General features: G+C 60.4%; 25 protein-coding genes. All 25 read right to left on the bottom strand.

The window, feature by feature from the left end; genetic code table 11:
- Positions 1-82 precede the first annotated feature (82 nt).
- The 25 genes from fliA to BLQ41_RS13330 all read right to left on the bottom strand — a co-directional run bounded on the left by fliA (position 83) and on the right by BLQ41_RS13330 (position 25,123).
- Positions 83-823, bottom strand: coding sequence for an RNA polymerase sigma factor FliA (fliA, locus tag BLQ41_RS13450; RefSeq protein ID WP_007894214.1), 741 nt, complete (start codon positions 821-823; stop codon positions 83-85).
- Positions 820-1,650 (bottom strand): flagellar synthesis regulator FleN, encoded by an 831-nt coding sequence (gene fleN, locus BLQ41_RS13445; protein ID WP_090181564.1) that lies wholly within the window; start codon positions 1,648-1,650, stop codon positions 820-822. The genes fliA and fleN overlap by 4 nt, the downstream gene beginning before the upstream one ends.
- A gap of 116 nt (positions 1,651-1,766) precedes the next feature.
- Entirely contained in the window at positions 1,767-3,101 is a 1,335-nt protein-coding gene (flhF, locus tag BLQ41_RS13440; protein WP_090181562.1) for a flagellar biosynthesis protein FlhF, read from the bottom strand.
- Positions 3,102-3,112: 11 nt separating this feature from the next.
- Positions 3,113-5,242: a flagellar biosynthesis protein FlhA gene (flhA, locus tag BLQ41_RS13435; RefSeq protein WP_090181561.1), complete on the bottom strand. Its 2,130-nt coding sequence runs from the start codon at positions 5,240-5,242 to the stop codon at positions 3,113-3,115.
- A 247-nt stretch (positions 5,243-5,489) separates the two neighbouring features.
- Positions 5,490-6,629 carry a flagellar biosynthesis protein FlhB gene (gene flhB / locus BLQ41_RS13430; protein WP_090181559.1) on the bottom strand — a complete coding sequence of 380 codons (1,140 nt, stop codon included), beginning with the start codon at positions 6,627-6,629 and terminating at the stop codon, positions 5,490-5,492.
- Positions 6,630-6,632: 3 nt separating this feature from the next.
- On the bottom strand, positions 6,633-7,418 hold the full coding sequence (gene fliR / locus BLQ41_RS13425; RefSeq protein ID WP_090181557.1) for a flagellar biosynthetic protein FliR: 786 nt from the start codon (positions 7,416-7,418) through the stop codon (positions 6,633-6,635).
- A gap of 3 nt (positions 7,419-7,421) precedes the next feature.
- The gene (gene fliQ, locus BLQ41_RS13420; protein WP_090181555.1) at positions 7,422-7,691 is read right to left on the bottom strand and encodes a flagellar biosynthesis protein FliQ; all 270 of its coding nucleotides are present in this window, start codon (positions 7,689-7,691) and stop codon (positions 7,422-7,424) included.
- The gene (gene fliP / locus BLQ41_RS13415; protein WP_027922366.1) at positions 7,688-8,446 is read right to left on the bottom strand and encodes a flagellar type III secretion system pore protein FliP; all 759 of its coding nucleotides are present in this window, start codon (positions 8,444-8,446) and stop codon (positions 7,688-7,690) included. Before fliP ends, fliQ begins: the two co-directional genes overlap by 4 nt.
- Positions 8,446-8,907, bottom strand: a complete 462-nt coding sequence (gene fliO, locus BLQ41_RS13410) for a flagellar biosynthetic protein FliO (RefSeq protein WP_090181553.1) — start codon at positions 8,905-8,907, stop codon at positions 8,446-8,448. Before fliO ends, fliP begins: the two co-directional genes overlap by 1 nt.
- A complete protein-coding gene (fliN, locus tag BLQ41_RS13405; RefSeq protein ID WP_090188530.1) occupies positions 8,908-9,366 on the bottom strand; it encodes a flagellar motor switch protein FliN in 459 nt (152 codons plus the stop codon).
- A gap of 65 nt (positions 9,367-9,431) precedes the next feature.
- Entirely contained in the window at positions 9,432-10,400 is a 969-nt protein-coding gene (fliM, locus tag BLQ41_RS13400) for a flagellar motor switch protein FliM (protein ID WP_090181552.1), read from the bottom strand.
- A gap of 9 nt (positions 10,401-10,409) precedes the next feature.
- On the bottom strand, positions 10,410-10,907 hold the full coding sequence (gene fliL / locus BLQ41_RS13395) for a flagellar basal body-associated protein FliL (protein ID WP_090181550.1): 498 nt from the start codon (positions 10,905-10,907) through the stop codon (positions 10,410-10,412).
- 162 nt (positions 10,908-11,069) lie between these two features.
- Positions 11,070-12,434: a flagellar hook-length control protein FliK gene (locus BLQ41_RS13390; protein WP_090181548.1), complete on the bottom strand. Its 1,365-nt coding sequence runs from the start codon at positions 12,432-12,434 to the stop codon at positions 11,070-11,072.
- A 105-nt stretch (positions 12,435-12,539) separates the two neighbouring features.
- On the bottom strand, positions 12,540-12,887 hold the full coding sequence (locus BLQ41_RS13385) for an Hpt domain-containing protein (RefSeq protein WP_090181546.1): 348 nt from the start codon (positions 12,885-12,887) through the stop codon (positions 12,540-12,542).
- 30 nt (positions 12,888-12,917) lie between these two features.
- Complete coding sequence (locus tag BLQ41_RS13380) at positions 12,918-14,624, bottom strand: ATP-binding SpoIIE family protein phosphatase (RefSeq protein ID WP_090188528.1); 1,707 nt, start codon at positions 14,622-14,624, stop codon at positions 12,918-12,920.
- A 5-nt stretch (positions 14,625-14,629) separates the two neighbouring features.
- On the bottom strand, positions 14,630-14,935 hold the full coding sequence (locus tag BLQ41_RS13375) for an STAS domain-containing protein (RefSeq protein ID WP_090181544.1): 306 nt from the start codon (positions 14,933-14,935) through the stop codon (positions 14,630-14,632).
- A 77-nt stretch (positions 14,936-15,012) separates the two neighbouring features.
- Positions 15,013-15,462 carry a flagellar export protein FliJ gene (gene fliJ / locus BLQ41_RS13370; RefSeq protein ID WP_090181542.1) on the bottom strand — a complete coding sequence of 150 codons (450 nt, stop codon included), beginning with the start codon at positions 15,460-15,462 and terminating at the stop codon, positions 15,013-15,015.
- Positions 15,463-15,468: 6 nt separating this feature from the next.
- Entirely contained in the window at positions 15,469-16,827 is a 1,359-nt protein-coding gene (gene fliI / locus BLQ41_RS13365) for a flagellar protein export ATPase FliI (RefSeq protein ID WP_090181541.1), read from the bottom strand.
- Positions 16,817-17,626, bottom strand: coding sequence for a flagellar assembly protein FliH (fliH, locus tag BLQ41_RS13360; RefSeq protein ID WP_090181540.1), 810 nt, complete (start codon positions 17,624-17,626; stop codon positions 16,817-16,819). The genes fliI and fliH overlap by 11 nt, the downstream gene beginning before the upstream one ends.
- A gap of 7 nt (positions 17,627-17,633) precedes the next feature.
- Positions 17,634-18,653 carry a flagellar motor switch protein FliG gene (gene fliG / locus BLQ41_RS13355; protein ID WP_007894195.1) on the bottom strand — a complete coding sequence of 340 codons (1,020 nt, stop codon included), beginning with the start codon at positions 18,651-18,653 and terminating at the stop codon, positions 17,634-17,636.
- A complete protein-coding gene (fliF, locus tag BLQ41_RS13350; protein ID WP_090181538.1) occupies positions 18,646-20,433 on the bottom strand; it encodes a flagellar basal-body MS-ring/collar protein FliF in 1,788 nt (595 codons plus the stop codon). The genes fliG and fliF overlap by 8 nt, the downstream gene beginning before the upstream one ends.
- 14 nt (positions 20,434-20,447) lie before the next feature.
- On the bottom strand, positions 20,448-20,777 hold the full coding sequence (gene fliE / locus BLQ41_RS13345) for a flagellar hook-basal body complex protein FliE (protein ID WP_090181537.1): 330 nt from the start codon (positions 20,775-20,777) through the stop codon (positions 20,448-20,450).
- 145 nt (positions 20,778-20,922) lie between these two features.
- A complete protein-coding gene (gene fleR, locus BLQ41_RS13340; protein WP_090181535.1) occupies positions 20,923-22,308 on the bottom strand; it encodes a sigma-54-dependent response regulator transcription factor FleR in 1,386 nt (461 codons plus the stop codon).
- Positions 22,309-22,313: 5 nt separating this feature from the next.
- The gene (locus tag BLQ41_RS13335; RefSeq protein ID WP_167360536.1) at positions 22,314-23,519 is read right to left on the bottom strand and encodes a sensor histidine kinase; all 1,206 of its coding nucleotides are present in this window, start codon (positions 23,517-23,519) and stop codon (positions 22,314-22,316) included.
- 128 nt (positions 23,520-23,647) lie between these two features.
- Entirely contained in the window at positions 23,648-25,123 is a 1,476-nt protein-coding gene (locus tag BLQ41_RS13330; protein ID WP_090181532.1) for a sigma-54 dependent transcriptional regulator, read from the bottom strand.
- Between the last annotated feature and the right edge of the window lie 82 nt (positions 25,124-25,205).

Below are 25,205 nucleotides of genomic sequence, written 5' to 3'. Positions count from 1 at the left end.
GATGACTGTCTGGAGCACAACAGATCGCGACCGGTGCAGTAAATCCCGCACCGGTCCCGCTCGCAGTGTCCCCACACTGCCTTCAGCGCGCTCGCCACTCCCCCAAACGCCCCCGCAAGCGGGCCGCGCACTGGCTGTGTAACTGGCTGACCCGGGATTCGCTGACCCCAAGGACCTCACCGATTTCCTTGAGGTTCAGCTCTTCGTCGTAGTACAGCGCCAACACCAGTCGCTCACGCTCCGGCAAATTGGCAATCGCGTCCGCCAGCGCCGCCTGGAAGCGTTCATCTTCCAGATCGCGTGACGGTTCCAGATGAGCACTGGCGCCGTCCTCATGCAGCCCTTCGTGTTCACCGTCCTGTAACAGGTCGTCGAAACTGAAGAGGCGGCTGCCCAAGGTGTCGTTCAAAATCCCGTAATAATCGTCGAGACTCAATTGGAGTTCGGCCGCAACCTCGTGATCTTTAGCGTCACGACCGGTTTTAGCTTCAATCGAGCGAATTGCGTCACTGACCATGCGGGTATTGCGGTGGACCGAACGTGGCGCCCAGTCCCCTTTGCGAACTTCATCGAGCATCGCGCCGCGGATTCGAATGCCCGCGTACGTCTCGAAACTCGCGCCCTTGCTGGCGTCATATTTGGTCGACACTTCAAGCAGGCCGATCATTCCGGCCTGGATCAGATCTTCAACCTGAACACTGGCTGGCAGACGTGCCAGCAGGTGGTAAGCAATGCGTTTGACCAGTGGCGCGTAACGCTCGATCAGCTCGTACTGCGCGTCACGTGCCGACTTCTTGTAGAGGTTGTAGCCACTGGCTGTCATAGGACGGGTCCTGCGGTCTGTTGCACGAGACGCTCAACGAAAAACTCCAGGTGCCCACGCGGGTTGGCAGGCAACGGCCAGGTATCGACCTTCTGCGCAATCGCCTTGAACGCCAGGGCGCATTTGGAGCGCGGGAAGGCTTCATAGACGGCGCGTTGCTTCTGCACAGCCTTGCATACGCTTTCGTCGTAAGGCACAGCGCCAACGTATTGTAGGGCGACGTCGAGGAAGCGGTCCGTGACCTTGGTCAACTTGGCGAACAGGTTGCGACCTTCCTGCGGGCTTTGTGCCATGTTGGCCAGCACGCGGAAGCGGTTCATGCCGTAATCGCGGTTCAGCAACTTGATCAGTGCGTAGGCGTCTGTGATCGAGGTCGGCTCGTCGCATACCACCAGCAAGACTTCTTGCGCTGCGCGAACAAAACTGACTACCGAGTCACCAATACCTGCAGCCGTATCGATCACCAGGACGTCGAGGTTGTCGCCGATATCGCTGAAGGCCTGGATCAGGCCGGCGTGTTGAGCCGGGCTCAGATGAACCATGCTCTGGGTGCCGGACGCGGCCGGGACGATGCGGATTCCGCCGGGGCCTTGCAACAGAACGTCGCGCAGCTCACAGCGGCCTTCGATGACGTCGGCCAGGGTACGTTTGGGTGTCAGTCCCAGGAGGACGTCGACGTTCGCCAACCCCAGGTCGGCGTCCAACAGCATGACGCGACGGCCGAGCTCAGCCAGGGCCAGTGACAAATTCACTGACACGTTAGTCTTGCCGACGCCACCCTTGCCGCCGGTCACCGCGATCACCTGTACGGGATGCATGCTGCCCATGTTATTTCTTTACCTTGTCTTGCATAGACGGAGGCCACATTACTGGCTGCGCGTTCTCAAACGGAACAATGCATGGCAGACCATCGATGTAGGTACGAAAACTGTTCATTACTACCTCAGCCAACCTGCTTGGTCGGACTGTGGTAAATATCAGCGAACATGTCAGCCATGGCTTCTTCGCTGGGTTCTTCCTGCATTTGCACGCTAACGGCGCGACTGACCAACTGATGACGACGCGGCAGATGCAAATCATCCGGAATCCGCGGGCCATCCGTCAGGTAGGCCACCGGCAATTCATGACTGATTGCCAGGCTTAACACCTCTCCCAGACTTGCCGTTTCATCCAGTTTAGTCAGGATGCAGCCAGCGAGCCCGCAGCGCTTGTAACTATGATAAGCGGCCGTTAGAACCTGTTTCTGGCTGGTGGTTGCCAACACCAGGTAATTTTTTGATTTGATGCCACGTCCGGCCAGGCTTTCCAGCTGCATGCGCAGTGCCGGATCGCTGGCCTGCAGGCCGGCGGTATCGATCAGCACCACGCGTTTGCGCAGCAATGGTTCCAGTGCCTGGACCAGCGACTGGCCCGGATCAACGTGCGTTACCGACACATTGAGGATCCGGCCCAGCGTCTTGAGTTGTTCCTGAGCACCGATACGGTAGCTGTCCATGCTCACCAGCGCGATGTTTTGCGCGCCGTACTTGAGCACATAACGGGCCGCGAGCTTGGCCAGGGTGGTGGTCTTGCCCATGCCGGCGGGGCCGACCATGGCAATCACGCCGCCCTCTTCCAGAGGCTCGACTTCAGGTGTGGCGATCATCCGCGCCAGGTGCGCCAGCAGCATGCGCCAGGCCTGACGAGGCTCTTCAATATCGGTAATCATTGCCAGCAGATCGCGCGACAACGGGCCGGACAAGCCGATGCGTTGCAGGCGACGCCAGAGGTTGGCCTGGGCCGGGCGGCTGCCTTGCAGCTGATTCCAGGCCAGGGAGCCGAGTTGTACTTCCATCAGTTCGCGCAGGCTGTTGAGCTCGAAACGCATCGAGTCGAACGCCCGTGGGTCAACGCCACCTGCCGCTGGCGCAGGGGCCGGCGCAGCACGACGGGGCTGGGTGTAAGTAGGTTCGATCAGCGGTTCGGCGGCGGTCAATGGCAGGCCGGCGAACAACTGCCGATTGGTGGTTTTGTCGCCGTCGGTCTCGCCTTCGCCACGCAGGCTCAATTCGGCCTGGGCGGTAACGATCCGCGACTGGGTCTTGCGCAGCTCATCCTCGAGTTCCATGTTCGGAACGCGCGGGGCCAGCGCCGACAATTTGTAATCGAGGGCAGCCGTCAGTTCGACACCGCCAGCGATCCGGCGATTGCCGATAATCGCGGCATCAGCGCCCAGCTCATCACGAACCAGTTTCATGGCCTGACGCATATCGGCGGCGAAAAAACGCTTAACTTGCATAAACCACTACCTCAGCCGTTGGGCCCTACTGTCGCAACGATGGTCACTTGCTTGTTGTCAGGAATTTCCTGGTAAGCCAACACATGCAAACCCGGGACTGCCAGTCGGCCGAATCGCGAGAGCATCGCGCGAACCGGACCGGCCACCAGCAGAATCACCGGCTGACCTTGCATTTCTTGACGCTGCGCCGCTTCGATCAACGAGCGTTGCAGCTTCTCAGCCATGCTTGGCTCCAACAGAACGCCCTCTTCCGAGCCTTGTCCTGCCTTCTGAAGACTATTGAGCAATATCTGTTCCAACCTTGGCTCAAGAGTGATAACTGGCAGCTCGGAGTCAGTCCCCACAATGCTTTGGACGATTGCACGGGAAACGCCGACGCGCACCGCGGCGACCAGCGCGGCGGTATCTTGACTCTTGGCCGCATTGTTGGCGATGGCCTCGGCGATGCTGCGAATGTCGCGCACCGGCACTTGTTCGGCCAACAACGCCTGCAACACCTTGAGCAGTTGCGACAGCGAGACCACACCCGGCACCAGCTCTTCGGCCAGCTTGGGTGAGCTTTTGGCCAGCAATTGCATGAGTTGCTGGACTTCTTCGTGACCAATCAGTTCGCTGGAGTGCTTGTACAGAATCTGGTTCAAGTGGGTCGCCACGACCGTGCTGGCATCGACTACGGTGTAACCGAGCGATTGTGCCTGGGCGCGCTGGCTGATTTCGATCCAGACCGCCTCCAGACCAAAAGCCGGATCTTTGGCGGTTATGCCATTGAGCGTGCCGTAGACCTGCCCCGGGTTGATCGCCAGTTCGCGATCCGGGTAAATCTCCGCTTCCGCCAGGATCACCCCCATCAACGTGAGGCGATAGGCACTCGGCGCGAGGTCGAGGTTGTCACGGATGTGCACAGTCGGCATCAGGAAGCCCAGGTCCTGGGAGAGCTTCTTGCGCACGCCCTTGATCCGCGCCAGCAACTGACCACCCTGATTGCGATCCACCAGCGGGATCAGGCGATAGCCGACTTCCAGCCCGATCATGTCGATCGGCGTCACGTCGTCCCAGCCAAGTTCCTTGGTTTCCATGGCACGGGCCGGCGATGGCAGCAGCTCCTGCTGGCGCTTGACCTCTTGCAAGGCCTGAACCTTGACCACGTTCTGTTTCTTCCAGAACAGGTACGCGCCGCCGGCCGCCAGGGCCGCCATGCTGAGAAAGGAGAAGTGCGGCATACCGGGCACCAACCCCATCACCGCCATCAAACCTGCCGCCACGGCCAACGCTTTTGGCGAGGCGAACATCTGGCGACCGATCTGCTTGCCCATGTCTTCCGAACCGGAAGCACGGGTCACCATGATCGCGGCCGCTGTCGATAACAACAGTGATGGCAATTGCGCCACCAAACCGTCACCGATGGTCAACAGCGCGTAAACCTTGCCGGCGTCGCCGAAGCTCATGCCGTGCTGGAAGATCCCGACCGCCATGCCGCCGATCAGGTTGATGAACAGAATCAGCAGGCCGGCGATGGCGTCACCGCGCACGAATTTGCTGGCACCGTCCATGGAACCGTAGAACTCGGCTTCCTGGGCGACTTCCATGCGGCGCAGCTTGGCTTGGTTCTGATCGATCAGGCCGGCGTTGAGGTCGGCGTCGATGGCCATCTGTTTGCCGGGCATCGCATCGAGGGTGAAGCGTGCGCTCACCTCGGAAATCCGCCCGGCACCCTTGGTCACCACGACGAAGTTGATGATCATCAAGATCGCGAAGACCACGATACCGACCACGTAGTTACCGCCGATCACCACCTCACCGAAGGCCTGGATCACCTTACCCGCGGCGGCATGTCCTTCCTGACCGTGGAGCATTACCACCCGCGTGGAGGCCACGTTCAGCGCCAGGCGCATCAGCGTCGCCACCAGCAGGATGGTCGGGAAAACGGCGAAATCCAGCGGCCGCAAGGCGTACACGCAGACCAGAAGCACGACGATCGACAGCGCAATGTTGAACGTGAAGAACACGTCCAGCAGGAACGGCGGCACCGGCAACATCATCATCGCCAGCATGACCAGCAGCAACAACGGCACACCCAGGTTGCCCCGACTTAAATCGGCAACGTTTGTGCGGGCAGTGTTGAGTAACTGAGAGCGATCCACCGGTTTTCCCCGTTCCTTTAAAGCAAACTTTTGACGCCCAAAGCAGGCGCAGAGCAGCTATTGCAAGAAGCCTTCCAACTTTTGCAGGCGCTTGAAATAGAGGGTTTACCCGGGGGAATTGCGGTGACTGGACTGACCTCATCGCGGGCAAGCCCGCCCCACAGGTGACCGAGTTCTTCCTGAGGAAATGCGATCAAATGTGGGAGCGGGCTTGCCCGCGATGGAGCCGGCACTACTAGCGAATCTTTCAGGAATCGCGACGCAGATCCGGCGGAATCGGCAAGTCGTCCTTGAGCGGGTCCGGGCGTTTGCCCTTGCCCGCGCGGTGCTGGCGGATCTGGTAGACGTAGGCCAGTACCTGGGCAACCGCCAGGTACAGCCCACCGGGAATTTCCTGCTCCAGCTCGGTTGAGTAATAGATCGAGCGCGCCAGGGCCGGCGATTCGAGCAACAGCACATTGTTGGCCACGGCGATCTCACGAATCTTCAATGCCAGGAAGTCGCTGCCCTTGGCCAGCAGCATCGGCGCCCCGCCCTTCTCCGGGTCGTACTTGAGGGCGACGGCGTAGTGGGTCGGGTTGGTGATGACCACGTCGGCCTCCGGGATCGCCGCCATCATCCGGCGCTGGGACATCTCGCGCTGTAGCTGACGAATTCGCTGCTTGACCTCCGGCCGCCCTTCCTGATCCTTGTGCTCATCGCGCACTTCCTGCTTGGTCATCAGCAGTTTTTTGTGGCTTTCCCACAGCTGCACCGGCACATCGACGGCGGCGATGATGATCAGCCCGCAGGCCATCCACAAGGTGCTCCAGCCCACCACTTGCAGGCTGTGAATGATCGCCATTTCCAACGGTTCGTGGGCGATGCGCTGCAAGTCATCGATGTCCGACGACAATACTGCGAGCGCCACGAACAGGACGATGATGAACTTGGCAAACGCCTTGATCAGCTCCACCAATGCCTTGGTGGAAAACATCCGCTTGAGGCCACTGAGCGGGTTCATCCGACTGAACTTCGGCGCCATGGAGCTGAACGCAAACAGCCAGCCGCCTAGGGAAATCGGGCCGATGATCGCCGCCAGCACCAGCGAGATCATGATTGGCTGAATCGCCCACAAGCCGATCTGCCCCGAGTGCAGCAAGTAATTGGCCATGGACTTCTGGTCCATGATCACTTCCCGTGGCAGCGAGAAGTTGATGCGCATCAGCTCCATCATGTCTTGCGCCAGGGCACCGCCGAAAATCAGCAGCGCACTGGCGCCGACGAGCATGATCGCCAGGGTGTTGAGTTCCTTGGATCGCGCCACCTCGCCTTTATCGCGGGAGTCTTTCTTGCGCTTGTCCGTGGGGTCTTCTGTTTTGTCTTGACCGCTTTCGCTCTCAGCCATGACTCAGCGCGCCTGTGCCAGTTCGCGCAACAACTGCAAGGCCTCGACGGCCATGGGTTGGTACTGGTTGAGAATGTCCCCCAGGCTGACCCAGAGAATGAACATCCCGAGCACCAGGGTCAGCGGAAAACCGATGGAGAAAATGTTCAGCTGCGGCGCCGCCCGGGTCATCACGCCAAACGCGATATTGACCACCAGCAACGCGGTGATAGCCGGTAGCACCAGCACCAACGCGGCACCCAGGACCCAGCCAAGCTTTCCGGCCATTTCCCAATAATGATTGACCATGAACCCGCTACCGACCGGCAGCGTGGTAAAGCTTTCAGTGAGCACCTCGAAGACCACCAGGTGACCATTCATCCCCAGGAACATCAACGTCACCAACATGGTGAAGAACTGCCCGATCACCGCCACCGACACGCCGTTGGTAGGGTCGACCATGGACGCGAAGCCCATGCCCATCTGAATCGCGACAATCTGCCCGGCCACCACAAATGCCTGGAAGAACAACTGAAGGGAGAAACCCAGCACCGCGCCTATAAGGATCTGCTCGCCAATCAGCAGCAGCCCACTGAGGTCCAGCGGATTGACCGGCGGCATCGGTGGCAGCGCCGGGGTGATCACGACCGTAATCGCCAGGGCCAGATAGGCTCGTACGCGCCGGGGGACCAGGGTCGTGCCGAAAATCGGCATCACCATCAGCATCGTGCCGACGCGAAACAGCGGCAACATGAACGTCGCCACCCAGGTGCTGATCTGGGTATCGGTCAGTTGCAGCAGCGACGACATGGATTAGCCGATGACCATGGGAATACTGCCGTACAACCGCAGGATGTAATCCATGAAGGTCTGCACCAGCCACGGGCCGGCGACGATCAGAGTCACCAGCATCACCAGCAGACGTGGCAAGAAGCTCAGGGTCTGTTCGTTGATCTGGGTCGCCGCCTGGAACATCGCCACCAACAAGCCGACCAGCAGACTCGGAATTACCAGCACCGCGACCATCATGGTCGTCAGCCACAGGGCGTCGCGAAAGATGTCTACGGCGACTTCTGGCGTCATGGCGAAACACCTCCAAAACTGCTGGCCAACGTACCGATAATCAACGCCCAACCATCCACCAGCACAAACAGCATGATCTTGAACGGCAGGGAAATGATCAGCGGCGAAAGCATCATCATACCCATCGCCATCAGCACACTGGCCACGACCAGGTCGATGATCAGGAACGGGATGAAGATCATGAAGCCAATCTGGAACGCGGTTTTAAGCTCGGACGTGACGAACGCCGGGACCAGAATGGTCAGCGGCGCCTGATCCGGCGAAGCGATGTCGGTGCGCTTGGACAGGCGCATGAACAGCTCGAGATCGCTGCTGCGCGTCTGGGCCAGCATGAAGTCCTTGATCGGCACCTGGGCCTTGGCCACGGCATCCTGGGCGGTGAGTTTTTCCGCCAGGTAGGGCTGCAAGGCGTCCTGATTCACCCGGTCGAATACTGGCGCCATGATGAACAGCGTCAGGAACAGCGCCATGCCGGTGAGGATCTGGTTCGACGGCGTCTGCTGCAAGCCCAGGGCCTGACGCAGGATCGAGAAGACGATGATGATCCGGGTGAAACTGGTCATCAGCATGACAAACGCCGGGATAAAACTCAGCGCCGTCATGATCAGCAGGATTTGCAGACTGACCGAGTATTCCTGGGCACCATTGGCATTGGTGCCCAATGTGATCGCCGGAATCGACAACGGATCGGCGGCGAACGCCAGCGGCGCGGCCAGCATCAGGGCCAGCGTCAAGACGATGCGTAACGCACCCATTACTTCTTATCCTTCTGATCCTTGCCGAGCATCCTTAACAGATGCTGGGCAAACTCCGGAGTCGCTTTCTCGGTACCGCCAGGCACTTGCACCGGCTCCTTGAGCACGTGCAGCGCGGTGATGGAGCCGGGGCTCAAGCCGAGCAGGATCTGCTCGTTGCCGACTTGCACCAGCATCAAACGGTCACGCGGGCCCAGCGCGCGCGAGCCGATCAGCTCGATCACCTGCCCTTTGCCCGCCGGCCCGGCCTGCTGGACCCGGCGCAACAACCAGGCGAGGAAGAAAATCAACCCCAGCACCAGCAGCAAACCGAACACCAGCTGCGTCAATTGACCAGCCACACCACTGTTGACCACCGGCGCAGCAGCGGCCGTCGCGGCGCTCGCCACCGGCTCGGCAGCCAGAACACTGAACGGCACCGCCAACAGCAATCCCGGCAAAGCACCCAGAACCTTTTTCACTTAGCGCAGCTTCTTGATGCGTTCGCTTGGGCTGATCACGTCCGTCAGGCGAATGCCGAACTTCTCGTTGACCACAACCACTTCGCCGTGAGCGATAAGGGTGCCGTTGACCAGTACGTCCAGCGGCTCACCGGCCAGGCGATCCAGCTCGATCACCGAACCCTGGTTGAGTTGCAGCAGGTTACGGATGTTGATGTCGGTGCTGCCCACTTCCATGGAAATCGACACCGGGATGTCGAGGATCACATCCAGGTTCGGACCGTCCAGGGTGACCGGCTCGTGGTTCTTCGGCACGCTGCCGAACTCTTCCATCGGCAGACGGTTGGAGCCCGACGAACCGCTATCGGCCGCCAGCAGCGCATCGATATCGGCCTGCCCGGCGTCTCCGGTTTCTTCCAGGGCCGCGGCCCATTCATCAGCCAGTGCCTGGTCGTCCTGGGCGTTCATATCGTTGTTCATCATGTGTCCTCGGCGGGCAACTGCTCAATCAAGAGCAGCGAATTAAAGGGGGATTGGAGCGCCGGTCAGCGGCGCTCGATCGGCTCGATCACCTGCAACGCGAGGTTGCCTTTGTGCGAGCCCATCTTGACCTTGAAGGCCGGCACGCCGTTGGCGCGCATGATCATTTCTTCCGGCATATCGACCGGGATCACGTCCCCCGGCTGCATGTGCAGAATGTCGCGCAAACGCAACTGGCGACGGGCAACCGTGGCGCCGATCGGTACGTCGACATCCAGCACGTCCTGGCGCAAGGCATTGATCCAGCGCTCGTCCTGATCGTCCAGGTCCGACTGGAAGCCGGCATCGAGCATCTCGCGCACCGGCTCGATCATCGAGTACGGCATGGTCACGTGCAGGTCGCCGCCACCGCCATCGAGCTCGATGTGGAAGGTCGACACGACGACGGCCTCGCTCGGGCCGACGATGTTGGCCATGGCCGGGTTCACTTCCGAGTTGATGTACTCGAAGTTCACTTCCATGATCGCCTGCCAGGCTTCCTTCAAATCGACGAAGGCCTGCTCCAGCACCATGCGCACGACGCGCAGTTCAGTGGGAGTGAATTCACGTCCTTCGATCTTGGCGTGACGACCGTCGCCACCAAAAAAGTTGTCCACCAGCTTGAACACCAGCTTGGCGTCGAGGATGAACAGGGCGGTGCCGCGCAACGGCTTGATCTTGACCAGGTTGAGACTGGTCGGCACGTACAGCGAGTGCACGTATTCGCCAAACTTCATCACCTGCACGCCACCGACGGCAACGTCTGCCGAGCGGCGCAGCATGTTGAACATGCTGATGCGGGTGTAGCGGGCGAAACGCTCGTTGATCATTTCCAGGGTCGGCATGCGTCCGCGGACGATGCGATCCTGGCTGGTCAGGTCGTAGCTTTTGACGCTGCCGGGTTCAGCAACGTTATCGGTCTGTACCAGACCATCGTCGACGCCATGCAACAGCGCATCGATCTCATCCTGGGACAGCAGGTCTTGCACGGCCATGTCGTGTTCCTACTGCAGTACGAAATTAGTGAAAAGCAGCTGTTCAATCACCACTTTGCCGAGTTCTTTCTGCGCCACTTCCTGGACGCTGGCCGTGGCCTTCTGACGCAACATCTCCTGGCCGACCGGGGTCGCCAGCGTGGCGAAATCCTGGCCGGAGAACAGCATGACCAGGTTGTTGCGGATCACCGGCATGTGCACTTTGAGCGCTTCAAGGTCGGCCTGATTGCGACCTTGCAGGGTGATGCTCACTTGCATGTAGCGCTGGCGACCGTTCACGTTGTAGTTGGCCACGAAGGCCGGCGCCATCGGCTCGAAGATCGCCGGCTGCTTGCCGACCACGGCCGGTTGCGCCTCAGCAGGTTTGCTCTGGGCGCTGTGCATGAAAAACCAGGTCGCCCCCACAGACACGCCAATCGCCAGCAGCAGAGCCACCACGATCACAATGATCAGCTTGATCTTGCCTTTGGTTGCGGGGTCTTTTACTGCTGCGTCGCTCTTCGCCATGCCAATAATCCGTCACTATTCGGGTTTTCACAGTCGCACGGCAAGGCAAGAGCAAGTGTTATGCCAGAAGTGTCAGGCAGGTGCTGGGCGGGGAGTTATGGACACCACAAAAAAATGTGGGAGCGAGCCTGCTCGCTCCCACAGGAGGGCTATTGCGTTTGATCAGGCGTAGTAGTCGACGGCGCTGGAGCCGATGACACTGGTGGTGGCGGTGGCGGCCACCTCGGCGACGGTCGGGGTGATTTCGTCATCCATCCCGTCGAGGCGACCACCACTGGCATTGGTACGGCCACCCTGCCCCTGCTGCGCCTGTTCCTGGCCCTGCCCCTGACCTTGCCAGCCACGCGACTGGTCGGACACGTTGACGTCAACCTGACCCATCCCCTGTTGCGCGAACATGTCACGCAGGCGGTGCATTTGCCCGTCCAGCGCCTCGCGCACGCTTGGATGGGCGCTCATGAAGGTGATCTGGGTCTGCTGATCGGGAATCATGTTCACCCGAATGTCGAGACGCCCCAGTTCAGCCGGTTGCAACTGAATGTCCGCTGCCTTCAGATTGGCGCTGGAGAGGTACATGACCCGGTTGACCACTTCTTCGGTCCAGCCGCTCTGGTGCATGGCGATTGGCTGGTTCACCGGCAAGGCATTGGCAGTCTTGGGGGTGGCCGCCTGGGTCAATGCCGCAAGACGGTTAGCGAAATCATCGACACGGGTATCGCTGCTGGCGTTCTTCAGGTCCTTGAGGCCGTCATCAATCAGACCGCTGAAGGCTTTCTCGCCACCCTGGCTGGTGCTGTCCTTGTCGGCTTGCACATTGAGCATGCTGGCCATGCCAGCGGTAAAATTCTGCGCCGAGGTCAGTTCCCCGTCGGCCTGGGTCTGTGCGGGCGTCGCCTTAGGCTGAGCCTGGCTGCTGGCGGAGACGTGACCACTCTGTTCCATGGCCATGCGTACGGCTGGCAGCGCATCGAGCGGGTCAGCTGCCGGATCGAAATCGCTATCGGCAGCAGCGGCCGCTGCTGCTGGTGCGGCAATGGCAGAGGCCACTGACGCTTCAACCTGCGGCTGAGGACTCTGGGCGACCGGCGGGGCCGATGGCGCGACCGGCGCAGTCACCAGCGGCAGCGGCACCACCCCCGGCATCAAGGCAGGGTCCACAGGCGTCGTATCGGCCACAGGTGTGGCAGTGACGTCAGTCTTGTTATCGCTGGTGGTTGTATCGTTAGCCTGCGCCGGTTTATCGGCAGGCAAGGAATTGCCGCTATCGGCAACCGCCGGTTCCGGGGCGGCAGGCTTATCGTTGCTCACATCCTTTTTGCCCGAGCCCTTAGGGCCGCTGTCAGCAACAGGTTTGGCAGGTTTGTCCGCTACCACAGAAGGCTTGTTCTGGGCTTGATGGGCGTAAACATCAGCGAAGCTGGACGCCTTGCTCCCTGGCTCAGCGGCCGGTGCCGGGGTATTGGCGCTGGCGGCTTGAGTCTTGGCCGTGGCGACAGCCTGAAGAAGCGAATGTGGGGTAACGGGCATAAAACAGTCTCCGCTGCACTGAGATCGTAGGTACAGTTGAGGGAGTTGATAGCAAAGGTCGAGCCAGGTTTGCCCGACCGATATCAAAAGTGCCGAATGGTCGCCTTAGCCAGTGAGAGAGCGTTGGCGCTCCGCCTCGTACAGCGGTCGGATAAAGGCGAATTCATCGTCGATTTCCCCGACCAGCTTTTCAATGCCAGCGAGGTTTTTTTGTTTGGCGCGCAACTCAAGCTCACTGCACAGCTCAGTGAGGCGAGTAGCCCCCATGTTGCTGCTGCTCCCCTTGAAACTATGGGCGGCGTCCATCAGCGTGACGGGATCTTCAGCCTTTCGCAGCAGCAGCAATCGCTCTTCGGAGTCTGCCAGGAAGGTATCCAATAACATCGGATACTCATCTTCCATCACTTCCCGCAACGTGCTCAGCACATCGCGATTCAGGTGTGTGTCAGCCACTTGCTCACTCCTTGATCAAGAATGGGTGAATTATGCCAGAGCCTCCCAGAAAAACTCCACGCGCGCACTACGACCATTGTCGGACCAGCTCGCGTTGCGGCTCAACTGGCGGATCAGACTGACGCCGCGCCCCGACAGACGACCGCCATCGACGGGACGCTCCATCACCCGGGCCACGTCAAAACCCGCGCCACTGTCTTCAACCCGGATAATCAGATGACCGCCCTCGCCGTGCGGCGCGATCTGCAGATGCACCCGCACGTAACCGTCTCGCAACTCATCCAGCCGCTCATTGCGCTGCTGGTAATAGCGGGCGAAACCCGCCGCATCGCGCTTGAGACTGGAATCCAGACCGAGCACGCCATGCTCCAGGGCATTCGAATAAAGCTCTGCCAGTACACTGTAAAGAGCACCACTCTGAGCCCGCAGGCCATGCACCTCAAGCAGTAATTGCAACAGGTACGGCAACGGGTTGTATCGTTTGAGGGTATCGGCACGAAACTCGAAACTCACCGACCAGTCCAGCGGGCATGACTGGCCGCTGTCGGAATACACCAGCGCTGGCGGGCTCAGTTGCGCCGCTTCCAGCAGACTGATCTCGACCATGCTCACGTCATCGCGCGCCTCGCCACGGAAATCCCGCAACGCCTGCTCGATCTCCTCGAACAGCGCATCGGGCTCTCGATTGGCCGCAAACACCCGCTGCAAGCGTTCCACGCCAAACAACTGTTCGTTGGCATCGCAGGTGTCGATGACCCCGTCGGACAACAGGAATACACGATCGCCAACGGCCATCGGAAACACTTCGGTGCTGTCATTGAAGGTTTGCGGGCTAAGCACCCCCAGCGGCAAATGTCGCGCCGACAGCGGCGTGCGCTCACCACTGGCGATGCGGTGCAGATAACCGTCCGGCATCCCGCCGTTCCAAACCTCCACCGAACGTCGCTGAAAGCTCAGGCACAGCAGCGTGGCGCAACAGAACATATCCACCGGCAGGATGCGTTTGAGCTTGGCGTTCATCTCGCGCAGGGTTTCTGCCAGGCCGTAGCCCTTGGCCGTCATGCCGTAGAAGACTTCAGCCAGAGGCATGGCGCCGACGGCAGCGGGCAGACCATGACCGGTGAAATCGCCCAGCAGCACGTGCATGTCGCCGGCCGGGGTGAACGCCGCGAGCAGCAGATCGCCGTTGAACAGCGCATAAGGCGATTGCAGGTAGCGGATGTTCGGTGCGTTCAAACAGCCCGAATGCGCCACCTTGTCGAACACGGCTTTGGCCACCCGCTGCTCATTGAGCAAGTAGTCGTTATGCCTGGAAATCAGGTCGCGCTGCTGCAGCACCGTGGCCTGCAATCGTCGCAAGCGGTCCATTGCCTTGATTTTGGCGGCGAGGATCACCTGGTTATAGGGTTTTGCCAGAAAATCGTCGCCACCGGCCTCCAGACAACGGGCCAGGGCTTCGCTTTCGGTCAGCGAGGTCAGGAAGATGATCGGCACCAGGGTTTCCCCGGCCAAATCCTTGATCTGCCGCGCCGCTTCGAATCCGTCCATGACCGGCATCATGGCGTCCATCAGCACCAGGTGCGGCCGTTGCAGACGAAAAGTCTCGACGGCCTCGGCACCGTTGGCAGCCGTGAGCACGGCATGCCCCTGGCGACGGACGATGCTCGACAGCAGCATGCGATCGGCCGCGCTGTCTTCAGCGATGAGGATTGTCAGCGGTTCAAGCGACGGCTGCAGGGCAGTCATGCAACGTCGAAGATTTGTTCGAAGTTGGAGATCGCGAGAATCTTGCGCACATCGGCGTTGGCGTGGCTCAACGTGATTTCGGCACTCTCGCCACCGGCGTGATCACGCAACAGAAGGAGCATTCCGAGCGCCGAACTGTCGAGGTACGTGGCGTCCTTCAAATTCACTTCGAAGGATTCCGGTTTTGGCTCAAGATTTTCGTAGGACTCACGAAATTCCGAATGCTTGGCGAAATCGAAGCGTCCCTTGATCAAAATCGTCAGCTTGGTCCCGTCCTGGGAGGTTTCTGTAGTAACTGACATCTAACGGCTTCCTTGTCATGGGTGAGCGTACGTGTACAAGGTTTAGCACTTGCTTGGTAAGGCGGCAAGAACAACTCTTAATAAGGATCATGCCGGGGCAACCGCTGGGACAATTCATCCAGCAGCTTCTGTTCGCGTTTGTCTTCGAGCTTGCGCGCTTCGTCCATGTAACGCTGTACAAGTTTTCGCAACCCTTCAACCCGTGCAAACGCCTGCTGCCAGGACTCGCGCGCCTTGTTGAGGTTGTTCTGGTGCCAGTTCAAGCTCTGGCGCTGCTGATCGATGGCCGTGCCCAGTTGTGCAAGAAAGCCTTGATAGCCGAGCAACCATTGACCGGAAACGCCGCTGCTGCCGCGTACGATCCATTGTTCCTGATAATCGAGGCGGAAGCTTTCGAGGTCGGCGAGCTTGCTTTCCGCCAGACGTACCTGGCCCTGGAAGTGCCCAAGGCGCATGACCGCGGTTTTTTCGGCCTTTTCAGCCATTTCCACCACGGGTGCCAGGCGTGCCGCACGGCTCTGGGCCATGACCGGTTAGCCGCCCGCTGCCGGGGCGAAGATGGTAGCGAGATGGTTCTCGCTGGCCGCCATGCCAATGTTGTCGTTCAAACCCTGTCGCAGATAGGTGGTCATGGCCGGTTGCAGTGAAATCGCAATGTCGGTTTCTCGATCACCGCCCGGCACGTAGGCACCGACGCTGATCAGGTCGCGACTTTGCTGATAACGCGACCAGTACTGTTTGAACATCTGCGCGCGCGTCATGTGCTCCGGACTGACCACCGATGGCATGACCCGGCTGATGGACGCTTCGATATCGATGGCCGGGTAGTGGCCTTCTTCAGCCAGACGCCGGGACAGCACGATGTGCCCGTCAAGCACGCCCCGAGCCGAGTCGGCAATCGGGTCCTGCTGGTCATCGCCTTCGGACAATACGGTGTAGAACGCGGTGATCGAACCACCGCCCTTCTCGGCATTGCCGGCCCGCTCCACCAGTTTCGGTAACTTGGCGAAAACCGACGGCGGATAGCCTTTGGTAGCCGGTGGCTCGCCGATGGCCAGGGCGATTTCCCGCTGGGCCTGGGCGAAACGGGTCAGGGAATCCATGAGCAACAGGACATTCTTGCCCTTGTCGCGAAAATACTCGGCGATGCGCGTGCAATACATCGCGGCGCGCAGACGCATCAGCGGTGCATCGTCCGCCGGCGACGCGACGACCACCGAACGCTTGAGTCCTTCTTCACCGAGGATGTGCTCGATGAACTCTTTAACTTCACGACCCCGCTCACCGATCAGCCCGACGACAATAATGTCGGCCTCGGTGAAGCGCGTCATCATGCCCAGCAGCACGGATTTACCTACACCGGTACCGGCGAACAGGCCGAGACGCTGACCACGGCCGACCGTCAACAATCCGTTGATGGTGCGGATACCTACGTCCAGCGGCTCGCTGATCGGTTCGCGCTTGAGCGGGTTGATGGTCGGGCCATCCATCGGCACCCAGTCTTCGGCTTTCATGCCACCCTTGCCGTCCAGCGCACGACCGGCACCATCGAGCACCCGCCCGAGCATGCTCATGCCCATCGGCAAGCGACCGGTATCGGCCAACGGCACGACGCGGGCACCCGGCGCAATACCGGCGACGCTGCCGACCGGCATCAGGAAAACCTTGCTGCCGGAGAAGCCCATGACTTCGGCTTCGACCTGCACCGGCTGATAACTGTCGTCGTTGATGACCATGCAGCGAGCGCCCATGGCGGCGCGCAAGCCCTCGGCTTCGAGGGTCAGGCCGACCATGCGCAACAAGCGTCCTTCAAGGATCGGCGCCCCGGCAAGCTCGGTGACCTCGGCGTAGCTGCCCAGGCGCTTGGCGAAGCTGGTGCGGTCAAGGCGCATCGGGATCGTCCGGCAGCCCTTCTACCGGCGCCTCTGCCGGCTTGTCGTCGATGGGCAATTCCAGGCTCAGATCCGGCTCCGCCGGGTGCAAGGCCTGGTCATGCAACTGATCGAACAGTTTGACCATGACTTGCGCCACGCGGGTTTCGACGGTGGCGTCGATGCGACTGTGTTCAGTTTCGACCCGGCAACCGCCGGGCAACAGGGACACGTCCTCGACGATGCGCCAGGTTTCTTCATGGCGCTCGCGCAGGGCTTTGACCTGTTCGAAATCTTGCGGGTTGATGTACAGGCGCACATTGCTCGCGCCCAACGGCAACAGCTTGAGGGCCTCGCGCATGACGTTTTCGATCTGCGTCGAGTCGATGGCCAGTTCGCGCTGAATCACCTGCTTGGTGATGTGCTGCACGAGGTCGATCAGGGACTTTTCGATCTGGGTGTCCTGCTCGGCGATAGGCTCGAACAGACTGACCATCATCTGTTCCAGGCCTGCCACTTTCGACGCCAGGATCACTTCGGCTTCCTGACGGACCTTGAGCGTGGCACTGTGGAAACCTTCTCTCTCACCCACCGCGAAGCCTTCGTTGTAGGCCTCCTGGCGAATGCTTTCGAGCTCTTCGAGGGTCAGTGGCTGGACTTCGTCCAGCGGCACCTCTTCCATTTCCGGCGGCTCGGGCTCGGGTTCCGGCTCGGGCTCTGGCACAAAAGGATCGAAACTGGGCAACGCCCAGACGTCAAAACCGGCGACGGCCTTGCCACGGATCAGGTCGGTCTGGGACTCATCATGTTTGGACGACATAGTGACCTTAGATCATCTCTTCGCCGCCCTTCCCGCCGAGAACGATTTCTCCGGCTTCGGCCATACGGCGGGCAATGGTGAGGATTTCTTTCTGCGCAGTTTCCACGTCGCTGACGCGCACCGGGCCCTTGGCCTCGAGGTCGTCGCGCAACAGTTCGGCCGCACGCTTGGACATGTTCTTGAAGATCTTCTCCTTGACGCCTTCGTCCGACCCCTTGAGGGCCAGCACCAGCACGTCGGAGGACACTTCGCGCAGCAATGCCTGAATCCCGCGGTCGTCGACATCGGACAGGTTGTTGAACACGAACATGAGGTCTTCGATCTGACCGGACAGGTCTTCGTCGACTTCGCGAATCGAGTCCATCAACTGGCCTTCGATCGAGCTGTCGAGGAAGTTCATGATATCGGCCGCGCGCTTGATGCCACCCAGGGTGGTGCGCGAGGCATTCGAGTTGCCGGAGAACTGCTTCTCGAGAATCTGGTTAAGTTCTTTCAGGGCCGCCGGCTGCACCGTGTTCAACGAGGACACCCGCAGAATGATGTCCAGGCGCACCTTGTGGTCAAAGTTGCCCAGCACTTCACCGGCCTGGTCCGGGTCGAGGTACGCCACGACGATCGCCTGGATCTGTGGGTGCTCGTAACGGATCACGTCGGCGACGGCGCGTGGCTCCATCCACTTAAGGCTGTCGAGGCCACTGGTGTTGCCGCCCAGCAAGATGCGGTCGATCAGGCCGTTGGCCTTGTCTTCGCCCAGTGCCTGGGTAAGCATTTTGCGCACGTAGTCATCGGAACCGACGCCCAGGCTGGTCTGGTCGCCGACGATGTCGACGAACTCGCTCATGACCTGTTCGACCTGTTCGCGGTGCACGTTGCCCATCTGGGCCATCGCCACACCCACACGCTGGACCTCCTTGGGCCCCATGTGGCGCAGCACTTGTGCAGCATCGGTGGAACCGAGGGACAGCAGCAGAATCGCGGCTTTGTCGACCTTGGTCAGTTTGGCGGCAACGGCTCGGTTATCACTCATCTGCGTTAATCCACTCTTTCACGACCTGGGCCACACGGCCCGGATCTTCTGCCACCAAACTCTTGATTGCATTCAACTGCGCGTCATAGCCTTCGCTCGGGCTCGGCAGCAGGATGCTGGTCGGGCCACCGAGGCTGACGCGGTCGTTGGCCAGTTCGCCGTCCAGGCCGCCCATGCCACCGAGTTCCACGTCGCTGCCCAGACCTGCAAGTTGCTTGCCTTTGCCGCCACCGGTGATGTTGTTGAGCACCGGGCGCAGCACGCCGAACACCAGCACCAGGATGAACAAGACACCCAGCACTTGCTTGACGATGTCCCAGAACCACGGCTGGGAGTAGAACGGAATATCGGCAATCACTTCACCGCGCTCGGCGGAGAACGGCATGTTGATCACGCTCACGCTGTCGCCACGGCTGGCGTCGAAACCGACGGCGTCCTGGACCAGGCGAGTGAAGCGCGCCAATTCGTCGGCGCTCCACGGTGCACGGGTGGTTTCGCCATTGGCTGCGTTGACCTTGACCTGATCGTCCACCACCACCGACACCGACAGGCGATTCAAACGCCCCTGCTGCTGCTTGGTGTGGCTGATGGAACGGTCGAGCTCGAAGTTCTTGGTGGACTGTTGACGCTTGTCCGCCGGGTACGGCGCCAGCATCGGCTGACCGGTAGCCGGGTCCATGATTTGCTGACCGTTGGCATCGATCAATGGCTGGCCTGGCTGAACCATGCCGGCCGCTGCGGTGCTGCCACCGGTGGTTTGCGGCGCAGAGGCTGGCGATGGCGGCTGGTTGCTCAAGGCACCCGGCACACCTTGCGGGCCATTGCTGGCGGTGCGTTGTTCGTTGACCGACTGCTCGCTGCGCAACGCCGGTTGATCCGGGTTGAACTGCTCGGAGGTCGACTCGACGGCGCTGAAGTCCACATCGGCGGAGACTTCAGCTTTGTAGCGATCGTTGCCAAGCACCGGTTGCAGGATATTGTGCACGCGCTGGGTCAGCATGCTTTCCATGCGACGGCTGTAATCGAATTGCTTGCCGGCCATGGTCAGTTCAGAATTTTCCGCCTGATCCGACAGCAGGTTGCCCTTCTGGTCGACCACGGTGATCTGCGATTTGCTCAGTTCAGGAACACTGGTTGCCACCAGATTGATGATCGCCAGTACCTGACCCGGCTCCAGCGAGCGGCCGGAATACAGCTCAACCAGGATCGAAGCGCTTGGCTTGCGCTCGTCACGCACGAACACCGAGCTTTTCGGAATCGCCAGGTGCACGCGGGCACCCTTGACGTTGTTCAGGCTGGAAATGGTGCGCGCCAGTTCGCCTTCCAGGCCGCGACGATAACGGGTCGCTTCCATGAACTGGCTGGTCCCCAGGCCCTGGTCCTTGTCGAGGATTTCAAAGCCGATGTTGCCGTCGCTGGGAGTGACACCAGCAGCCGCGAGCTTGAGCCGCGCACGGGACAGGTCATCGGCCTTGACCAGCAAGGCTCCGGAGTTCGGTTCAACGGTATAGGGAATGTCGGCTGCGGCCAGGGTTTCCATGACCTGCTTGGCATCCATGCCGGCAAGACTGCCGTACAGAGGCCGGTAATCCGGCTGCTGGGACCACAACACCACGGCAAAGCCAATCGCCACGCTCGCAGCCAGGCCGACCAACAGGCCCACCTGACGCAACATGGTCATCTCGGAGAGGTTTTCCAGGAAGGACAACCCGAACAGCGGCGGTTTGCCGTCTACCGGAGTGGCCTTGGCCGGAACGTTATCGGCGATTGCTTCTGCCATGACTCAATACGTCCTTAAACCGGCATCTGCATGATGTCTTGATAAGCCTGAACCAACTTGTTGCGCACCTGGGTCAACGCCTGGAAAGACACGCTGGCCTTCTGCGAGGAAATCATCACGTCCGTCAGGTCGACGCCGCTCTTGCCGATCTCGAAGGCGCTGGCCAACTGATTGGATGCTTGCTGCGTATCGTTCACTTTATTGACAGCCTGGCCGAGCATGTCGGAAAAGCTGCTGCCACCCAGTGCTGGAACGGCGGCAGTCGATTTCGACGCAGACATCGCATCCATTTGCATGGAACGCATGTCCAGCATCAACCGATTGAATTCAATACCTTGGCTCATGGCTTCTCTCTTTGACGAGCTGACGTCGTTGGCGACCCGCAATTTTTTGACACTCACTCGGCGGGTAGTGAGGTGTTAGCAACAAGGGTGCCAGCTCCGTGGCCGTTCTGAACAAAAGCCCTTCCCAAGCGTTGTCCCTGACGAATCAGGTGGCGAACAAGTAGGCTTCGACGTCCATTCCGGCGTCGCGCATCTGCGCCAGCTTGTAGCGCAAGGTGCGCGGGCTGATACCCAGTCGCTCGGCCGCTTCCTTGCGACGACCACGTTCGGCACGCAAGGTGTCGATGATCATCTGAAACTCACGGCGTCGCAGGTCATCGCCCAGCGCTCCAGCCGACTCCGTTTCAACCTCGACAGCGCGCACCGGTGCCGCCGCCAACACTGGCAAAGGCGCGCAGGCCACCGGCCCGGACAGGCAAAAGTCCTGCGGCTGGATCAAGCCGCCCTGCTGCAGAATCAGCGCGCGCTGGATGGCGTTATCCAGTTCACGCACGTTGCCTGGCCACCGATAAGCAATCAGGCACGCTTGCGCCTCGGGCGAGAGTGTTGCCGTCGCATGCTTCATTTTATTGACGTGCTTGGCCAGCAGGCGCTCGGCCAGCGGCAGGATGTCGGCGGTACGCTCGCGCAACGGACGCCAGGCCAGCGGAAACACCGACAGCCGATAATAAAGGTCTTCACGAAACCGCCCCGCCGCTACTTCACCGGCCAGATCGCGGTTGGTGGTGGCCACGACCCGAATATCCAGGGTGATCGGTTTGCGCGCGCCGACGCGCTCGACTTCGCGCTCCTGCAAGACGCGCAGTAACTTGGCCTGCAGTCCGAGGGGCATTTCAGAAATTTCGTCGAGCAGGATGGTGCCGCCATCGGCCTGTTCGAATTTGCCGGCCTGTGCCGCTATCGCGCCGGTGAACGAACCTTTTTCATGACCGAACAATGTGGCTTCGAGCATGTTGTCCGGGATCGCGGCGCAATTGATCGCAATGAATGGCTGAGTGGCGCGATGGGAATGCTGGTGGATATAGCGCGCCAGCACCTCTTTGCCGGTACCGGACTCGCCGGAGATCAACACGGTGGAGTCACTGCGCGCGACCCGCGCCGCCAACTCCAGCAGTTGCGCACTGGCGGGCTCGAACGCAATCGGCCCTTCGCTTTCGCTCGCGCCGAGATTACCCAGCGCGTGTCGCGCCACCAGATCGAGCAAGGCCTTGGGCTCGAACGGCTTGACCAGGTAATCCGCCGCACCCTGACGCATCGCGTCGACCGCACGCTCGACAGCGCCGTGAGCGGTCATCAGCAACACCGGCAACTGTGGCTGCCGCACTCGCAGCAGACCGAGTAATTGATGCCCGTCCATGCCCGGCATATTGACGTCGCTGATGACCAGGTTGAACGCCTCGACACCCACCGTCGCCAGCGCCTCCTCGGCCGAACCGACTGCTGTGTAATTGTGCCCCGCGAGCAGCAGCGTATCGGCCAGCGCTTCGCGAAGCGCGCGGTCGTCCTCGACCAGTAAAACCTTGATTGCCATGTCCTTCACTCGGCTCCCTGAACGCTGGTTTGTTCACCCGAAAAAAGCGGCAGGATGACCTGCGCACACGTGCCGCGACCCGGCCGCGAACGCAACTGCAATTCTCCTTGATGAGCGCGGGCCACCGCCTTGACCACGGTCAGGCCCAGGCCAGTGCCGGTGGTCTTGGTGGTGAAAAACGGCTCGCCCAGACGCGCCAGGACACTTGCCTCGATACCACTGCCGCTGTCACTGACGCACACGCGCAGGGTGTTTTCACGGGTATAGAGATGAACCTTCAGACGCACATTGCCGGCACTGGCCTGAATCGCGTTCTCGATCAGGTTGAGGATCGCCCCGATCAGGGTGTCGCGATTGCACAGCAATTCGCCGGCATGACTGTCGCACTGCCAACGGATCGGTAACTCCTGAACATGGGTCAGCGCCGCCGATTGCAGCGACTGCATCAACACCTTGGGCGTGACGCGATCCGTCAGCGGCAACTCGCCGCGAGCGAACACCAGCATGTCGCGCACCTGATGTTCGAGTTCATGCAAACGCTCTTTCAGGCGTCCGGCAAATCGCTGCTGCGTGGCCACCGGCAGTTCCTGCTCGGTCAAGTGACTGGCATAGAGCAACGCGGCCGACAATGGCGTACGAATCTGATGAGCCAAGGAGGCGACCATCCGGCCGAGAGACGACAGGCGCTCATGACGAGCCAGTTGGCCTTGCAGTTGACGGGTTTCAGTCAGGTCGTTGAGCAACACCAACTGACCTGGCTCGGCATCCAGCGAACGGGTGGCAATCGATAGACGCCGACCGTCCCTGAGAGAAATTTCGTGACCGTCGTCTTCGCGCGGCGCGAAGCAGCGCGCAATGACATGGCGCCAGAGTTCGCCTTCGAGGGGCAGACCGAGCAGCTCGCACGCCGCCGGATTGGCTTCGCGCACGATGCCTTGGGCGTCGATGACGATAACGCCGCCGGGCAACAGATCGAGGAGGTTTTGCAGGCGGTTGGCCAGGCGTTCTTTTTCCGCCAGCTCCTGCATGCGCTGGGCACTGACCACCGCCAGCTCACCCTTGAGTTCGGTGACCCGGGCTTCGAGCATGCTGTAGGAATCGGTCAACTGGCTCGACATCTGGTTGAACAGCGCGAACGCCTGCTCAAGGCCAAGCCGGCTTGCCTGCTCTACGGACGACGGTTGTCCCGAAGCGTCAGGGACAGGAGACATCTGGGCGGCTTGGGGCATCGTGCTCTCTCGCTTGGCTGACCGTCAGTTAAACGGAACGTTGCGAGGGATGTAGCAATACCCGTGCCTAAAAAAAACCGCCCATAAATGAACGACTTGAAAAACAGGCGTCAATCATCCGCCTGTTCATCTCCATCGCGACGGCTCATACCGTACTTGCGCATCTTCTCCACCAGCGTGGTGCGGCGAATGCGCAGACGCTCAGCGGCACGGGCGACGATACCATTGGCATCATCCAGCGCCTGCTGAATCAGACCCTGCTCCAGACCACCAAGGTAGTCTTTCAGGTCCAGGCCTTCAGGCGGCAGCATGGCGTTGGCGGTGAAGTCCGGGGTATGCCCGTTGATGGCCACCCGCTCTTCCAGATCGCTGCGCAGGCTGTCGACCATCTGCTCGTCTTCGTCATCGACGTAACGGAATTTCTTCGGCAACTCAACCACGCCGATCACCCCGTACGGATGCATGATCGCCATGCGCTCCACCAGGTTGGCCAGTTCGCGAACGTTGCCCGGCCAGCCGTGGCGACACAGCGACATGATCGCCGCCGAGTTGAAACGGATAGAACCGCGTTTCTCGTGCTCCATGCGCGAGATCAATTCGTTCATCAGCAGCGGAATGTCTTCGACACGCTCGCGCAGTGGCGCCATCTCGATCGGGAACACGTTCAGGCGATAGTACAAGTCTTCGCGGAAGGTGCCGATCTCGATCATGCTTTCGAGATTCTTGTGGGTCGCCGCGATGATGCGCACGTCGACGCTCTGAGTCTTGTTGCTACCCACGCGCTCGAAGGTGCGCTCCTGCAACACGCGCAGCAACTTGACCTGCATCGGCAGCGGCATGTCGCCGATTTCGTCGAGAAACAGGGTGCCGCCATTGGCCAGCTCGAAACGCCCGGCGCGGCTGGTGATTGCGCCGGTGAAGGCCCCCTTCTCGTGACCGAACAGTTCGCTTTCCAGCAACTCGGCAGGGATCGCCCCGCAGTTGACCGGCACGAACGGCGCATCACGACGCTTTGAGTGATAGTGCAGATTACGCGCGACCACTTCCTTGCCGGTCCCGGACTCGCCGAGGATCAGCACGCTGGCGTCGGTGTCGGCCACTTGCTGCATCATCTGACGGACGTGTTGAATCGCCCGGCTGGTGCCGACAAGACTACGGAAAAGATTGGGTTCGCGATGACGACCGCGCTCACGGGCCTGATCATACATCTCGCGATAGACCTGGGCACGGTGCAGCGAGTCGAGCAATTTGCTGTAGCTGGGTGGCATTTCGAGGGTCGAAAGCACTCGGCGACGCTGGTCTTCCGGCAATTCAACGGAAGAATTATCGCCCATCAGCAAAACCGGAAGGAACTCATCCCAGGTTGCGAGTGTCTTTAACAGGCCTGGAAGTGCGCCAGGAGCATTGACCGTACCGATCAGGACACAGATCACTTCACGACTTGATGACAAAGAGCCGACAGCCTGCTGCCAGTCATGGCTCCCGCAGGGTAAATTTTCTTCACCGAGAAAATTTAAAATCACCGCCAGGTCGCGGCGACGGACGCTATCGTCATCAATCAGCAGAATTTTGGTTTCACGCCACATGCAATAGCAACTTCCCTAGTCAACTCAATGCCCGAAATGAGGGGGCAAGCTAGACGCTTGCAGACACGTTATGCCTGTAGAC

The sequence above is a fragment of the Pseudomonas arsenicoxydans genome (genome assembly GCF_900103875.1).
GTDB classification, from domain to species: Bacteria; Pseudomonadota; Gammaproteobacteria; order Pseudomonadales; family Pseudomonadaceae; genus Aquipseudomonas; species Aquipseudomonas arsenicoxydans.
This window is presented reverse-complemented; position numbering and strand designations above follow the sequence as displayed.

Excerpts from the sequence above, each read along its gene's own strand:
- fliA (WP_007894214.1), bottom strand. The coding sequence starts at position 823 with ATGACAGCCAGTGGCTACAACCTCTACAAGAAGTCGGCACGTGACGCG.
- fleN (WP_090181564.1), bottom strand. The coding sequence starts at position 1,650 with ATGGGCAGCATGCATCCCGTACAGGTGATCGCGGTGACCGGCGGCAAG.
- flhF (WP_090181562.1), bottom strand. The coding sequence starts at position 3,101 with ATGCAAGTTAAGCGTTTTTTCGCCGCCGATATGCGTCAGGCCATGAAA.
- flhB (WP_090181559.1), bottom strand. The coding sequence starts at position 6,629 with ATGGCTGAGAGCGAAAGCGGTCAAGACAAAACAGAAGACCCCACGGAC.
- fliR (WP_090181557.1), bottom strand. The coding sequence starts at position 7,418 with ATGTCGTCGCTGCTGCAACTGACCGATACCCAGATCAGCACCTGGGTG.
- fliQ (WP_090181555.1), bottom strand. The coding sequence starts at position 7,691 with ATGACGCCAGAAGTCGCCGTAGACATCTTTCGCGACGCCCTGTGGCTG.
- fliP (WP_027922366.1), bottom strand. The coding sequence starts at position 8,446 with ATGGGTGCGTTACGCATCGTCTTGACGCTGGCCCTGATGCTGGCCGCG.
- fliN (WP_090188530.1), bottom strand. The coding sequence starts at position 9,366 with ATGAACAACGATATGAACGCCCAGGACGACCAGGCACTGGCTGATGAA.
- fliM (WP_090181552.1), bottom strand. The coding sequence starts at position 10,400 with ATGGCCGTGCAAGACCTGCTGTCCCAGGATGAGATCGATGCGCTGTTG.
- fliL (WP_090181550.1), bottom strand. The coding sequence starts at position 10,907 with ATGGCGAAGAGCGACGCAGCAGTAAAAGACCCCGCAACCAAAGGCAAG.
- BLQ41_RS13390 (WP_090181548.1), bottom strand. The coding sequence starts at position 12,434 with ATGCCCGTTACCCCACATTCGCTTCTTCAGGCTGTCGCCACGGCCAAG.
- BLQ41_RS13375 (WP_090181544.1), bottom strand. The coding sequence starts at position 14,935 with ATGTCAGTTACTACAGAAACCTCCCAGGACGGGACCAAGCTGACGATT.
- fliJ (WP_090181542.1), bottom strand. The coding sequence starts at position 15,462 with ATGGCCCAGAGCCGTGCGGCACGCCTGGCACCCGTGGTGGAAATGGCT.
- fliI (WP_090181541.1), bottom strand. The coding sequence starts at position 16,827 with ATGCGCCTTGACCGCACCAGCTTCGCCAAGCGCCTGGGCAGCTACGCC.
- fliH (WP_090181540.1), bottom strand. The coding sequence starts at position 17,626 with ATGTCGTCCAAACATGATGAGTCCCAGACCGACCTGATCCGTGGCAAG.
- fliG (WP_007894195.1), bottom strand. The coding sequence starts at position 18,653 with ATGAGTGATAACCGAGCCGTTGCCGCCAAACTGACCAAGGTCGACAAA.
- fliF (WP_090181538.1), bottom strand. The coding sequence starts at position 20,433 with ATGGCAGAAGCAATCGCCGATAACGTTCCGGCCAAGGCCACTCCGGTA.
- fliE (WP_090181537.1), bottom strand. The coding sequence starts at position 20,777 with ATGAGCCAAGGTATTGAATTCAATCGGTTGATGCTGGACATGCGTTCC.
- fleR (WP_090181535.1), bottom strand. The coding sequence starts at position 22,308 with ATGGCAATCAAGGTTTTACTGGTCGAGGACGACCGCGCGCTTCGCGAA.
- BLQ41_RS13335 (WP_167360536.1), bottom strand. The coding sequence starts at position 23,519 with ATGTCTCCTGTCCCTGACGCTTCGGGACAACCGTCGTCCGTAGAGCAG.
- BLQ41_RS13330 (WP_090181532.1), bottom strand. The coding sequence starts at position 25,123 with ATGTGGCGTGAAACCAAAATTCTGCTGATTGATGACGATAGCGTCCGT.